This is a genomic window from Paenibacillus sp. JT31N7, from assembly GCF_059692095.1.
This window is the reverse complement of the sequence record NZ_JCAUAT010000004.1, coordinates 351,302-364,548: the sequence shown is the minus strand read 5'-3', so window position 1 is coordinate 364,548 and position 13,247 is coordinate 351,302. Positions and strand designations below refer to the sequence as shown.

Here is a 13,247-nt window from a genome sequence, read left to right as displayed (position 1 = left end):
GATGGACATGCAATCGTTCCTGTCACACAAATCCGACTATTTTCCGAAAACCATCGACCGGACCGCCTTATTCAAACGCTCCGCATTCGCCTCGGTATGCACCGCGTCGTTCAGCCTGGCCGTGATTACGTAGACCTTCCCGTTTCTGGAAAGTACATACTCGGTTTCCTCGTAGCCGACTTTTTTCACCGAGTAATGAACGGTAAATTTGCGGGCTGTCGTACCCAGCAGGCTGACATCCTCCGCTTTGACCTTGTAATCCGCATCGGCCTCGGCGCTTTTCTCGTGTCCGGCGTTTATTTCCGCGGCTTTCTCCTGCCAGTCGGTTTCCTCCTCCACGTCTACGGCAAAGTATCCGCCGGTGAAGGTATAGAAAGAAGCGCCGCCTTTTTCGAAATCCGGATCGTCATAATCTTCCGCATATTCGCGGGTCCACGTTTCCGGTATTTTCACCGTATACCCGTAGTCCTCATCGGCATACCGGATCGTCCGGTTTTTGTCCAGGATTTCCTGCTCGTCCTGAATGAAGCCTACGCCAGAGTCCATTTTTTTCACATCCAGCCGAATGGAGGAGATAACGGTTCCGAGCAATTTGTCTGCTTCGTCGGCCTTCAGTTCTTTCGGATAATGGATCGAGAACTTGTATTTGTATCCTTCTTTCACCAGGTAAACATGGTGGATGCTTTCCCATTTGTCGCCCATCGTCGCGGAGAACGTGACCTCCCGGGACTCCGTACCGTCCAGTGTCCCCTGCTTTATTTCCGAAGTTTCCCTATAGGAAGGCGCAAAAGTTTCTTCGAAAGCCGTTTTGTCCCGTTTCACCCAGGCATCGAGCGTGTCTCCAGTCGTTTGGGAAGTCACTTCGATGGAGATGCCCTGGCTCATGGTATCGTTCGAATACTGGACATCGGTCCGGTAAGGCGACTCGTTCCATTTATCGGGCAGGGCAAAGGTAAGCCCGTATTCGTTCGATACCTCGTCCCCGCCGCCGCTTTTTGCCTTGGCAATGTCCTTGAGCTTGGAATCCTGACGGTCGAAAGCGGTCCGGAAGCTGTCCAGCAGATCGCCGTAGCTGTTCGGCCCCGCTTTCGTGCCGTTCTCTTTGTCCTGGCTGTAGGTCAAAGCCAGCCCGTACAGCTTGTCATGGTCCTGATAAAGCCGGATCTGGTAGACCATGCCTCCCAGCTTGCCGGTTACTTTGGCGTACGGCTGCGCGCCGCTCTTTACGTACTGCTTTTCCAAAATCGTGCCCATTTTCAGCTCCGCAGCCGTCTTAAGCAGCATGGCAGGCGAAAGCTCGTCATCCTGATCTTCGACGGAGACGGACAGCGTAAAGTCGCCTTTGGCGTCGGCAAACCGCACCACCGTGCCGTCCGCGCTCTGGAACTGCTTGACCAGCCCGCTCGGATACTTCATCGACCAGTTCAGGCTGCTATCTCCGATTTTCGTCTTGCCCCGGTCCGTATTCAGTCCCGTACTGTCGGTAGTGTCTGTCTGACGGGCATCCTCGGACTTCTCTTCTCCCAGTACGACCTCGCGGGTTACCATCTTGCCTCCCGCCTGCATAGTCAGCTTTACGCTCTGTCCGGGCAAGTACTGCTTCAGAACTTCGTTGTATTGGACGGTCGTGTCTACCGCCTTGTCACCGACAGATACCAGGGTGTCTCCCTCTTCGATACCCGCCTTTTCGGCCGGCGAACCCGCTTCCACATGCGAAACCGTCAGGCCGTCATCGGAAGGAAGGCCGACGGCCGCTTCCCAGCTTTCTTCCAGCTTCAGCCCCAGAAACGGGCGCTTCACTTTACCGTAAGCTTCGAAATGCTTGAGCACGTAGTCGACTGTATCCATGGGAATGGCAAACCCGAGATTGTCGACCCCGTACTCGGAGTATTTAAGCGTGTTGATGCCCACGACTTCGCCCTTCATGTTCACGAGAGCGCCCCCGCTGTTGCCCGGATTGATCGCCGCATCCGTTTGAATGAGCCTGTATTGATCGTTGACCGAGCGGTCGATGCCGCTCACGATCCCCACGGTCACGGAGTTGCGCAGCGCGAAGGAAACCGGCGTACCGATCGCGACGACGGTCTCCCCCACGCGAAGGCTCTTCGGATCGGCGAACGAAGCCGCCTGAAGGCCGGTCGCTTCAATCTTGACCAGAGCCAGGTCGCTCTGTTCGTCCAGATTGGTCACCTTGCCGGTATGAGACTTGCCGTCGGATGTCACGATGACGAGGTTGCTCATGCTTTTCACCACATGCGCGTTCGTCACGATGACTCCGTTCGATTTAATGATCACTCCCGTGCCGTGCGCCAGATCGTAGCGGTCTTTATCTGTGCCTTTATCGGTTTTGCCGCCGGTCGGCTTGCCGATGATGGCCACTACGGACGGCGATGTGCGCGTGATAATCTGCGGCAGTTCATCCGAATTGACCGCGGCCCGCACAGGCGTACCGAACCCGAAGCCGGAAGCGGCCGCCAGCATGATTGCCAGCATAATTCCGCACAGCCGGAAGGTATTGCGGTTTAGCATTTCTTGACCCCATTCCCCATGAAAATTTTGGTAATCTATGTATTCCGCTTCAAATCTAGCACATTCCTCCGAGGCGGGCAATGGAATTTTTTCATAGCAAAACATCTCGCGCCGGACGTTTGCCCGGCACCAAATGCCCAGCCGGCACATACAATACGGCAGCTACTATCCTAACTCCGTTTATGGGAGGAACCTTTATGATTACTTATGTCGTGCAGCCCGGCGACACGCTGTATCTGATCGCAAACCGCTACAACACAACGGTGGAAGCTCTTCTCCGTGCCAACAACTTGTCCACCCCCTATGTTTATGTGGGGCAGACGCTGTATATTCCCTCCCCCGGACCGGTACCGGGTCCGGGGCCTGCACCGGGACCAGGACCCGGCCCTGGCCCTGGCTTCGGGAACCTGGAGCAGCGCGTAAACCGGCTGGAACGCGAATTCAACCAGCTTAACCGGGAGCTGGGCAGACTCACGCGGGAAGTCAACCGGCTTGATCAGCGGCTGGATCGTCTGGAGCAGCGGGTTACCAGGCTGGAACGCTAAGACCGGTATCCCGCGGCGGCAAAAGGACTTTGGAGCGTATTCGCCTCCAAAGTCCTTTTTGTTATTACGGCGTGTGATGGCCCATAAATTGATAACTTCCTTTGGGGTGCACATTCCATTCTCCGTACTTGGAGAACTGCTTCGATCCGGTAGAAACGCCGGACTTTCTAACCAGCGTCCCGCCGTTAGGCAGGAACTGCGCCGTCGAAGTCGGATCTCCGAGCACATCGACGACCTGGCCGTCTTTTTTCAATACAAGGGCCACCGTATTCAATTCGGCGGGATTATAAAATCTGATCCCGTCTTCGTTATAATAGGTTGCTGTCGTTTTATCAAAGAAAGAGTAAAAAATAGAATCAATAAAAATGTAAGGAGTAATAAGCGGTTTGCCCGGCCCCTGATCAAGAAGCGCCTTGCTGATCACGTTCATTTTCCCGGTTTTTTTCATATATTGATGCACTTCGAGGGTGTAACCGGTAGGCTTCTTGTTCGGATCCATATCTCCGCTGTAAAAGAGTTCGATGGCGACCTCTCCGTTCCCCGCGTCCAAATATTCCGAGAAGAAAATTTGCGGAACGCCCTGGGCTTCAGTAACGACCCGGAATACGGCCGCTCTTCCTTGAGCACCGATTACCCACATATAAGGGGTTTCGTTACCCAGCATAACTGTGGTCCCGTTAAAAGTCATCGGGCCGCTGACGATCATATCGGCCGTTCCTCTGTATACGCGGAACGAGTTCTCCCCCGGAAACAGCTCGGCCAAATCGTACGTGAGCGGATCTCTTATACCCTGCTTGGTCCGTACGGTAACGATCTCGTTGTTTACGAGCTGAGCCGTGCGCACGTTGATCCGCAGCTCGGCGGTCCCGCCCCTACCGTCGTCCGCCGTAACCGTCACCTGGCCGTCCGCGCTTCCCATGCCCGGATTCAGCGTCAAGACACTGCCCGACACGGCAGCCGAAACGACGGCCGGAGAAAAGCCAGACACCGTGTACGACAGCGCATCTCCGTCCGCGTCCGCGAAGTACGAAGCGAGATCGAACGTCCGCACATTCGTGACGCCCGGTGTAAGGAGCTGATCGGGGATGGTTTTCACCACCGTCGGCGCGCTGTTCAGACGCTGGACGACACGGATAGCGAACTGCGTGCTCTGATCGCCTTCCACCGGGTGATAGACGCTTAGGGTAACCGTAGCCGTCCCTTCGCTTACCGGCATCATAGTCAGCTTTCTGTCCGACAACAGAACCGTCGCAACAGAAGTATCGTACGTGCTGGCGGTTACCGTAGCAGCATAATCGAAGCCCGCCAGAAGGACGGTCAGATCCAGCAGTTTAGGCGTACCGAGCTCCACCGTCTGATCCGGGATCGTGCCCAGCATATTCGGCATACGCACGTTGACGGTAAAGGTCACGGAGGCCTCGCCGCCCCGTCCGTCTTTGGCGATGACCCGGAAAGCGGAGGTGCCGACCTGAAGGGCGTGCAGCTTCAGCTTCTGTCCGGCTACCTCCCAGGACGCCGTACCCGGAACCGATGACTGGACTTCATAGGTCAGAGGGTCCTGATCTCCATCCGTAAACAGCTGCGAAAGATCCAGTTCGCCGTCCGCTCTGCCCGCAACGAGGTACACATCGTCCGGATTCCGGACAGCCGCCGGCGCACGGTTAACGGATACGGTGAAAGTGGCGCTCACCTCTGCGCCCTTGCCGTCCTTGGCCGTCAGCTTAATCACGGCCTGCCCGCCTTGGAGCGCCGTCAGCAGCAGGGTATCGCCCTGCCGGACCGCCCCAACGACGGAAAGATCCGATACGGTATATTCGTAAACAAGCGCATCCTGATCCGGATCGGCAAATACTTGCGCCAAGTCCAGAGCAGTATCCGTCTGGCCTACGGCAAGCAATCTGTCCGCAGGCTGCCGGCTCACAACGGGAGACTGGTTGAAGGAGCTGACGTGAACGGTCACATCGGCGGTGCCTTCCCCGCCTTTTCCGTCCTTCGCCCGCAGCTTGATCACGGCCGTGCCAGGCTGGCTGGCCTGGATGGTCAACAGGCCGGACTGGACACTTGCGGCGGCAACGGCCGGATCGCCGGACTCCACCTCGTAAGTGAGCGCGTCCCCATCTCCATCCGTGAACACCTGCGAAAGATCGAGAGACGAATGGGCGGCTCCCGGAGCCAGATACACGTCAGCGGGATTTTGCGATGCCGCCGGAGGCGTATTTACCGTGAGCCCGAACGTAACCGACGCTTCGCCTCGCGTTCCGTCATTCGCCACGATATCGTTCTGGGCCGTAACCGTTACGGACGTGTGCCCCGAGCGGAGAGGGGTCAGACTCAGCCCGTCCCCGTTAACCGACACATCCGCGATGGCCGGGTCTGTCGAGGAAGCGGAATAAGTCAAATTCCGCAGCGCCTTGTCGCTGAAATAATCGCTCAGCCGCACTGTGCCGGCCGCTCCGTTCAACTGGATAAGCTGATCGGGAATGGCCCGGGCGACCGGCAGCGCATAAACGGTAACCTTGACGGACCCGCTGATTTTATTGCCGTGCTGGTCGTCGACGGAAACTTTAATGGTTGCGGAGCCGCTTGCCGCAGGCGTCAAAGTTGCCGTGTTGCCGCTCGTTGACACGGTCACGACCCTGTTGCTGCTGGAGATGGCCGAAATTTTCAGGATGTCTCCATCGGGATCCGTAAAAAATGCAGACAGGTCGATCGAGGTCCCCGTGCCCCTCTCCATGAAGATATAGTCGGCGAACGGAGTCACCTGAACAGGTGCGCCGTTGGACGAACCCGAAGAGGAGGAGCTCCCTGTGCTGCCGGAAGGAGCCTGGCTTCTCGTAACGGCCGAGGCAGGTACACCCTGACCCAGCGAAACCGCCGTCACTTGGGCCGACGATCCGATTACCACTTGGGAGGCCGCATTCGAGACCTGCAGTTGGTCAATCGTTCCCGTGCCGTCGATGATTACGGAAGCCGAACCCGCAACGTTCAACTGCCTGATCGATGCGCTTCCTGTAATCTGCGCGGACTGTGAGCTCTGTACCGTAACCTGCCCAAGCGATCCATGCAGATCCACTTTGGCGGAACCGTCGGACAGAGTAAGCTCCGGCACCCGGGCTTCCACGCCGACTTCCAGTTGGGCCGAAGACCGGATGTCCATCTGCCGGACAACGGTGTTACCCGAGGCTACGATCCGCACGTTTTCTTTAAGAACCGTCAAGCCGTTCAGCTCGGAATTTTCAAAAACGACCGTATTGTCGTCGCCTCCGGCTACTCTCGTCTGCCCTTTAACTTCGATACCGCTTGCGTAAAAGTCGTTTTCCAGCCCCTTCGCGACGGTTAAATCCCCATTGATTTGCAGGCTGGTCACAGACAAATAATTATTGGATACGATCAGATCCCCAGGTAGGACGGCCCCGTTCCCGTCCAGTACCAGATTGCGGGAAAATTCCTCTTCCCCTTCCCCGGCCGGACTTCCGGCTGCGCGCAGTTCAAGCGAACGGATCGCGTCGATCTTGCGGCCGCTCCCATGAAATTTCAGCTTGGCTTTAGAAAGAACCGCTTTGTTCTTCTCCGTAAAAAGGGCCGCCGTCTCTTCGGACAGCTCATATACGACACCGTTCAGTTGGATGTGGCGGGAATCTCTGATTTCCTGGAGGATCATGTCATGTTCGACGGAAAAAAAGGTGGCCAGCAGCATTTCGGCCGCTTCGCCGCGAGAGACGGTGCCTGCCGGGAGAAAAGAGCCTCCGGCAAGCTTCATGGAACCTTGTTCCAGACTGGCCCGGACGTAAGACTGCGCCCACGGCGCGGTCCGATCCCAATCCCCGGGCAAATCGGACAAACCGGCCCCTTCGGGGGAGAGCTTGGCGGCGCGCATCAGCATGGCCGCCATTTCCTGGCGGGTTACGGGAGCTTGAGGGCGGTAGTTTCCTTCTCCGTCGCCTTGGACGATATCGGCTTTGCGAATCGCCTCAATATAAGGACTGCCCCAGCTGCTTGCGGAAACATCTTTGAATGACGAGGATGGCGCGTCCAGCGGAAGCTCCAGTGCATGTGTAAGGAGAACCGCCATCTCCACCCGGCTCAGCGGATCTTTCGGCCGGAAAGCGTCCGCAGCTCCGTCAAAAAGCCCCAATTCGACCGCCCGTTGAATACTTTGCAGCGGATTTCCGGTTATGCCCGAAAGATCGGCAAACCCCGCTTTCCCGGCTGCGGAGGCGGCGCTTACGGCCGATCCTCCCGCCGTTCCGGCGGAAGCTGCCAGAGCGCCTGCCATCAAAACAGATAAAACTTGTGGGATTTTTCGTATCTTTCTCATCTTTCATCTCCGCTTTGGTTGAATTTTCTTAGTTGAATGATCCGGCTCAGATTCACAGAGGATTCGTCGCAACAGAAGCTTGTCCGATTCTTCTGAATATCACGAGTTTCATTCTTTACGGCGTTTTCCGATTCCTCTTTAAAACGACAAAAAAGCCATTTGCCCCCTAAAAGGCATCATGGCTCCTTCGTTTGGATCAAGGATCAGAATAAGTCCAGCTGTCTCGGAGCGAGTCCCTGCTCGTCTTCAATGCCGAGCAGCCCCATCATCTCCTTGGCGTTGGCGGCTGCATCCCCGCCGGAGTTATTGTTGAAAATAACCGCGACTTCGCGGCTGCTCCTTTCCAGCACCTTGAGGCGCTCCTTCCACTCCAGGAGCTCGGCCCGGCTGTAGCGGTACAGGTATCGCACGTCGCGCCAGCTCTTGCCCGGAGGCGCACCGACCCAGCCGCCGTCGTTGCGGCCGTGGAACCGGACCAGCGTCAGATCCGGATTGGCGGCGCGCAGCACGATCGGCACCGACCCGCTGCCGACCTGGGGCTCGTCGCAAACCGTGTGAATCCAGCCCTCCTGCTCCAGGAAGCCGAGCGTGCGCTCCCGCACTTCCGGCGCATACCAGCTGCGGTGCCGGAACTCCACCGCAAGCGGCAGCCCGTCCAGGAGGCTCTTCGCTTCGCGGAGCGTGTCCACATTTTCGCGGATGCAGTCAAACCAGGGCGGGTACTGGAGCAGCACCGCCGTCAGCTTGCCCGCCTCGCGCATCGGTTCGATGGACTCGGCGAAAGCCCGGAACATTTCCTCCGTGCTGTCAAAAGGATTTTTCCCGCGCAGGTGACCCGTCATGCCCTGGTACGCTTTGACGACAAATCCGAAACCGGGCGGCGTCTCCTTCACCCATTTCTGGGTATTGCGCAGAGGCTGGACGGCGTAGAAAGAGCTGTCCAGCTCCACAACCGGAAAGTGTGAGGAATACACTTTCAGCTTTTCTTTTTTGTCCGCAGGAGTCGTATAGAGATCGTCATGATCTCCCCAGCCTGCCAATCCGATTCGTATCATGCCAATCCCTCCTCCGGCGGCGTCCTTTATCCGGCTGCAAGCAGCCTCTTTTTTCCATTTTAACACATAAGTACGATTACCCGAATTCCCCCGGATTGTCCCAGCCTGGATCAGATTTTCCGCTTGAAGATCCTTTTGACCACAAGAACATTCGCCAAAAAGTCCAAAAACAAAGCCGCACGAAAAAGCACAGGAGAAAACAACGAAGCAGCACAAAAAACGCCGGAGAACGATTCCCCGGCGCTTTCGCCGCTAACTAGCTGGAACAATTAACGGACGGGAGAAGGACAGAATTCGTCTTTCACCGTATAGCAGTAGACGTGCTTAGGCACGGGCACACAGTGATGACGGTTGACGATTTCGATCGGATGAACGACTTCTACGATTTGCGGGTGATAGAAATCTCTGTAAACTCTCGTCGGCGGATCGAACACCTGCTTCTCCGGGCAAAGACAGTGATTATGGTGGTGGTGATGATGTTCACTCATATTGAACCTCTCCCTTCGGATATTTCTAATTCAGCATACGAAAGGAGAGACATTTATGCCTGTTCACTTGCCTATGGGGCGGAGACTTTTTTCCGCTCTTGTCCCAGGGCATGCCCATAGGCGGCGGCCCTTATAAGGGCAGATGACGCGGCACATGATCGTGCGGCCGTGTGCCTGCTGTCCGGTAAGTCGGCAGCAGCCGGAGAAGCCGGCATCCGAAGCGGCCCTTGTTATTGTCCGAAGAGCATACGCACCCCTTCGAGAGCAAGCCCGATAATAAATCCGCAGACGGCGCCGTTGACCCGGATCCACTGAAGGTCTTTACCGACCTTGTTCTCGATGAAATCGATCAAGGCGGCATTGTCCATCTTGTCGATATTCTCCCGGACAAGAGCGCCGATCTTGGAATGGTTGCGCTCTACGAATTCCGTAATCTGCGTCTTCAGCCATTCCTCAAGCTTGCGCACAGTATCTTCGTCGCCGCGCAGGCGTCGGACCCCTTCCTGGAGCAGCGGCATGACGGTCTCATCCAGGAGAGGACCTTCCTGCAGCTGCTCCAGGAGCCGGTCGCGCCAGCTTTCGATCAGAGCGGCAAGCCGCTCCTCCAGCCGGAGCCGGTCCGGCAGCTGCTGCGCCAGGCTGCCGACGGCTTCGTGCAGCCGCTCGTTGTCTTTGAGGCCGGCCAGCTCCCGCCGGACGAGGTCGAGCAGGCCGGCGCGGTTGCGGTGGCCGGGAAGCCGGAGGGCGGCCAGGTTATCGAGCAGCGCATGCTGAAGCATGCCGCCAAGCTTGTCCCCGGACATAAATCCGAGGAGAGCATTCTTGGCGAAGGCCATCAGCCCGTTCATCTCGATCCCCTGGATAACCCCCTCGGCAATCTCCCCGAGGAGGCGGCGCGTCTCGGCCCGTACGGCCCAGCGCTCGGCACGGTCGATCAGGAAATCAACGGCCGGCTCCTCGTAGCCGTGCGTCAGCACCTGATCGACCATCAGCCCGACAGCCGCGGCCGGGTCCATTCTGCCCGCCGCCTGCCGGATCTGCTGCGAGGCGAAAGCCGCGATCTGCTCGGCGGGCAAACGCTCCAGCGCGTAGCGGCAGGCGCTTCGCACCGCCTCGCGCGCGCCTTCCGAGCCGAGCGCCTCTTCCGCTTTGGCGAGCATGGTCTCGACAAGGCGCATCTGGCCGATCCGCAGCGCGATGCTTTCCTTGCCCAGCAGGTTGTCCTCCACCGCGGAAACGACCGCCTTGGTCAACTGGGCCCGGTTGTTCGGCAGCAGCGCCGTGTGCGGGATCTTGATCCCCAGCGGGTGCCGGAACAAGGCCGTAACCGCAAACCAGTCGGCGAGTCCCCCGACGAGGCCCGCTTCGAAGCCACTCTGCAGAAAGGCTCCCGCGGTATGCGGAGTGAAAGGAAGCGTGGCAAGGAAGCCCGCTCCCATCACACCGAGCGAAACCGTCGCGATATGTTTGGTCTCTTTAGGTTTTTTCTCTCTCGATTGAAATTCCTGCATAGATGAATCCCTCCGACAGGGCATAACCGGGTGGGCAAACGGATGCTACCGGTTTCCTGGTTTTTATCGTTAACAGCATTATCGCCGATTTTTCCCGTGAACTCCAGAGGAAGCGTAATCCGCGGCCCCCGGATACCGAAGCGGGGCTGCCTTTGTACGTATGTACGCAGACAGCCCCCTCGATTTCGGTTTCCCTATCTTTGCTCCGGAAGCCCCTGCAGGTCCTACACGTCCAGGGTCTCGCCCGGAGCAAGCCGGACGCCTTCCTGATACGCCTCCTTCAGCTTTTGAATCCATTCGCTTGCGTCCTGCTTGATCGCGTCGAACGTATTGTAGTGGGTCGGAATGTACTTTTTGGCGCGCAGCCACGTAGCCGCAAGCACCGCTTCATCCGGTCCCATCGTAAAAACATCTCCGATCGGCAGCGCCGCTACATCGATGTTGTATATTTCGCCGTACAGCTTCATATCTCCGAAAAGGGCCGTGTCGCCCGCGTGATAGAACGTTTTGCCGCCCATAGTGAGCAGAATGCCCCCGGGTTGTCCGCCGTCCACGAATTTGCCCGGCTCCACCTCAATACTGGAGGAATGGAAAGCGAGTGTATATTGGACGGTGCCCCATTCGAACTTGGCGCTGCCGCCGATGTTCATGGCAAAGGTTTTGAGTCCCTTGGATGCGAAATAAGAAGCAATTTCAAAATTCGCGATAATAACGCAGTCATTTTTGCGGGCGATTTCCTCGGCATCCGCGATGTGGTCACTGTGGCCGTGTGTAAGCAGGATGGCGTTCACTTGAATTTCTCCCGGATCGGCAACAGCCAGTGCATTTCCGCTTAGAAAAGGGTCCATTAGTACCCGGTATCCTTCGTTCTCTACCAAAAAACACGAGTGTCCGTGATAAGTAATTTGCATATGAGCGCCTCCTTTAAGTTTCAACTCATTCATTACCCGGCTGGCGGGCTTCCGAAACATCCTTTTTAACCGATAGGTGTATGTATAAAATGCCGGCCTGCAAACAGACCTTTCAATGGAAGTGTGCCCAGTGGAACGCCGGTTCAAACAGGAGCTTTTCTTCTCTGTCTCTATTAAACCCCAAACGGGAAGGCGAATACAACTTTTCGGGCATGCAAAAAGCCCGCTTGCGCAGACAGACGGCGGTATTCGCCAAGCATCTGTCCGCCTCAAGGGGCTTTATTTACCTGCGGTTTCATGGTTTATGTTGATCTCTCAGCCGAGCAGACGCAGCACATAGACCTCCGCGATGCCCAGCAGCGAGAGCAGCACCGAGCCCAGCAGTACGGCTGCGGAAGCCCGGAGGCCGTGACGCCGGAACACGGCCAGGTTCACGTTCAAGCCGAGCCCGGCCATCGCCATCGCGATCAGCAGGTAGGCGCCTTGAACGGCCGCCGCAGCCGCGGGCTGCGGGACGATCCCCATCGTGTTCAGAGCGGCTGCCGCCAGAAAGCCCACGATGAACCACGGGACCGGCACGCCCGCCCTGCGGAGAGCGGCGCCCTCGGCTGCGCCGGAAGCCGCGGAGCCGGGGGCGCCGCCTTCACCGGCGCTCCGGCGTTCCCGCCGCGCCGCCCAGACGCCTAGCGCCAGGGCGACCGGCGCGAGAAGGGCCACGCGCGTCAGCTTCGCGACGAGCGCGCTGTCTATCGCGGCACTGCCGCCGGGAGCGGCGGCCGCGATGACGTGGGCGATCTCGTGCAGCGTCGCGCCCGAGAAGAAGCCGTACTCGGCGGACGAGAAGCCGAGCAGCGGATACACCAGCGTGTAGGCCACGGTGAACAGCGTGCCGAGCAGCGCGATGATCGTGACGCCGACGGCCGTTTCGTCGTCGTCCGCCTTGATTTGCGGAGAGATGCCGGCGATAGCCGCTGCCCCGCAAATCCCGGTGCCGCAGGCGCTCAGCATCGCGAGGCGCGGGCCTACGTTCATCCGCCGGGCGATGGCGTAAACGACGACGGTCGCGAAGAGGATGTTGCCCGCCGCCGCAGCGAACACCGCCGGTCCGGCGTGCACCACATCCAGCAGGCTGAGGCGCATGCCGAGCAGGATGATGCCCGCGCGGAGCAGCTTCTTGCTGGCGAAGGCCAGCCCGGCCGGAGCGGATGCCGGCACGGGAATGGCGGCACGCCAGGCGATGCCGAGCAGCAGGGCGAGCACGAGCTGCCCGACGACGTTCAGGCCCGGAATGAGGGCGAGCGCTTTGGCCGCGAGGGCCAGCGCAAGCGTCATTCCGAGGCCTGTGGCGAGGCGGGAGGCGCCTTTGCCGCGTCCGGCCGCGGGCTGCGCCGCTACTGCGGCATCGGTAGGGTTGGGAGCTTCCGCTGTGGAGGCGAGGGCGGCGGGAGTTTCCCCTGCGGAAGCCGCTTGAGCGGCAAGAGCTTCGCCGGCAATGGCGGAGGCTCCGGCGACTGCGCTGCCGGAGACAGCAGCCGCAGCCGGGATGGCCGGCGTGCTTTCCGTTTCGCCAGAGCCGGATGTACGCTCCGCGGACTCAGCCGCGAAATCGGAGACGGCAAACGCATCGGCACTCTTCAGCGCCCCGTCTACTTGCGTCTCCTCCGGCCGTGTTTCTTCTTTTATAACAGGAGATGCTATTCTGTCTTGAGAAACGGTGCTTAACCGTTCGTTTATCGGGGAGCGGCTTTCATTCGAATCCGTCTTTTCTTTTCCCGTTTCACGTAAAGCCGGGGTTCCTAACCGCTGTGTAAAAGTTTTCATCTGTCGACCCCTCCAGTTCGTTTCCGGCTCGTGTTCGCACGGCTGTCGAACGCGTTCTTTATCTTCACT

At 58.4% G+C, this 13,247-nt stretch carries 8 protein-coding genes; 1 reads left to right on the top strand and 7 read right to left on the bottom strand.

Going from position 1 to position 13,247, the window contains the following annotated elements; all coding sequences use genetic code 11:
- Window positions 1-36: 36 nt before the first annotated feature.
- Window positions 37-2,529: a S1C family serine protease gene (locus AC58P5_RS20260; RefSeq protein WP_497389712.1), complete on the bottom strand. Its 2,493-nt coding sequence runs from the start codon at window positions 2,527-2,529 to the stop codon at window positions 37-39.
- A gap of 197 nt (window positions 2,530-2,726) precedes the next feature.
- Between AC58P5_RS20260 and AC58P5_RS20255 the strand changes: the two genes are divergently transcribed.
- On the top strand, window positions 2,727-3,074 hold the full coding sequence (locus AC58P5_RS20255) for a LysM peptidoglycan-binding domain-containing protein (protein WP_497389710.1): 348 nt from the start codon (window positions 2,727-2,729) through the stop codon (window positions 3,072-3,074).
- A 64-nt stretch (window positions 3,075-3,138) separates the two neighbouring features.
- Here the strand turns inward: AC58P5_RS20255 and AC58P5_RS20250 are convergent, their stop codons facing one another.
- The 6 genes from AC58P5_RS20250 to AC58P5_RS20225 all read right to left on the bottom strand — a co-directional run bounded on the left by AC58P5_RS20250 (window position 3,139) and on the right by AC58P5_RS20225 (window position 12,689).
- Window positions 3,139-7,392: an S-layer homology domain-containing protein gene (locus tag AC58P5_RS20250; RefSeq protein WP_497389708.1), complete on the bottom strand. Its 4,254-nt coding sequence runs from the start codon at window positions 7,390-7,392 to the stop codon at window positions 3,139-3,141.
- Between the two features lie 203 nt (window positions 7,393-7,595).
- A complete protein-coding gene (locus AC58P5_RS20245; RefSeq protein ID WP_497389706.1) occupies window positions 7,596-8,447 on the bottom strand; it encodes a DUF72 domain-containing protein in 852 nt (283 codons plus the stop codon).
- Window positions 8,448-8,716: 269 nt separating this feature from the next.
- Window positions 8,717-8,935, bottom strand: coding sequence for a hypothetical protein (locus AC58P5_RS20240; protein WP_497389704.1), 219 nt, complete (start codon window positions 8,933-8,935; stop codon window positions 8,717-8,719).
- Window positions 8,936-9,165: 230 nt separating this feature from the next.
- The gene (locus AC58P5_RS20235) at window positions 9,166-10,446 is read right to left on the bottom strand and encodes a DUF445 domain-containing protein (protein WP_497389702.1); all 1,281 of its coding nucleotides are present in this window, start codon (window positions 10,444-10,446) and stop codon (window positions 9,166-9,168) included.
- Between the two features lie 224 nt (window positions 10,447-10,670).
- Window positions 10,671-11,357, bottom strand: a complete 687-nt coding sequence (locus tag AC58P5_RS20230; RefSeq protein WP_497389700.1) for a metal-dependent hydrolase — start codon at window positions 11,355-11,357, stop codon at window positions 10,671-10,673.
- Window positions 11,358-11,672: 315 nt separating this feature from the next.
- Window positions 11,673-12,689, bottom strand: a complete 1,017-nt coding sequence (locus AC58P5_RS20225) for a YeiH family protein (RefSeq protein ID WP_497389810.1) — start codon at window positions 12,687-12,689, stop codon at window positions 11,673-11,675.
- Between the last annotated feature and the right edge of the window lie 558 nt (window positions 12,690-13,247).

Excerpts from the sequence above, each read along its gene's own strand:
- AC58P5_RS20245 (WP_497389706.1), bottom strand. The coding sequence starts at position 8,447 with ATGATACGAATCGGATTGGCAGGCTGGGGAGATCATGACGATCTCTAT.
- AC58P5_RS20230 (WP_497389700.1), bottom strand. The coding sequence starts at position 11,357 with ATGCAAATTACTTATCACGGACACTCGTGTTTTTTGGTAGAGAACGAA.
- AC58P5_RS20235 (WP_497389702.1), bottom strand. The coding sequence starts at position 10,446 with ATGCAGGAATTTCAATCGAGAGAGAAAAAACCTAAAGAGACCAAACAT.
- AC58P5_RS20225 (WP_497389810.1), bottom strand. The coding sequence starts at position 12,689 with ATGACGCTTGCGCTGGCCCTCGCGGCCAAAGCGCTCGCCCTCATTCCG.
- AC58P5_RS20260 (WP_497389712.1), bottom strand. The coding sequence starts at position 2,529 with ATGCTAAACCGCAATACCTTCCGGCTGTGCGGAATTATGCTGGCAATC.
- AC58P5_RS20255 (WP_497389710.1), top strand. The coding sequence starts at position 2,727 with ATGATTACTTATGTCGTGCAGCCCGGCGACACGCTGTATCTGATCGCA.
- AC58P5_RS20250 (WP_497389708.1), bottom strand. The coding sequence starts at position 7,392 with ATGAGAAAGATACGAAAAATCCCACAAGTTTTATCTGTTTTGATGGCA.
- AC58P5_RS20240 (WP_497389704.1), bottom strand. The coding sequence starts at position 8,935 with ATGAGTGAACATCATCACCACCACCATAATCACTGTCTTTGCCCGGAG.